General features: G+C 62.3%; 1 protein-coding gene. It reads right to left on the reverse strand.

What is annotated here, in order from left to right; genetic code table 11:
• Window positions 1-462, reverse strand: a 462-nt coding sequence (locus tag GE253_RS25700; RefSeq protein ID WP_173012848.1) for a transposase, incomplete at its 3' end; no start/stop codon positions are given.
• Window positions 463-570: the final 108 nt, after the last annotated feature.

Raw genomic sequence — 570 nt, forward strand, 5'->3', positions numbered from 1 at the left:
CAGAACCTGCTCATCCTTGACCAAGCGCCGCCGGTTCATTTCGGCGGCCCGCATCTCGGTGAGCTGGCGCAGGCGCAGCACCTTGGCCGACAGGCAGCGCAGGTTCTCCCCATCCGGGGTCCAGCGGGGCAGACGGCGGATTTGGGCGAACTGGGCGATGACGGCGGCATCAATCCGGTCCGTTTTCTCCAGATAGCCCAGCCCTTCGGCAAAGCGGCGGACATGACGCGGGTTCGCCAGGGCCAGCGCGAAACCCTCCGCTGCCAGAAGATACAGCACCTCACGCTCATAGCCGCCTGTCGCCTCCATCGCCACCAAGGTGACATCATGGGTGCGGCAGAAGCCGGCAAGAGCCCCTATGCCATCGATATCGTTGGAAAAACGCCGAAAGATGCCGGCGGGATGAACATGGGCGTCGAGATGTTTGGATGAAACATCCACTCCACAGATGATATGGGTCACGCTAACCTGCCTTGTACGTGCGATGGACGATCTGTCGACTGTTCGGTCGTACGTGACAGCGGCGGCGGTCCCTATGCTCATGCCCGGCTGTAACCGGAGGGATGACGG

Source organism: Niveispirillum sp. SYP-B3756 (assembly GCF_009495745.1).
GTDB lineage: Bacteria > Pseudomonadota > Alphaproteobacteria > Azospirillales > Azospirillaceae > Niveispirillum.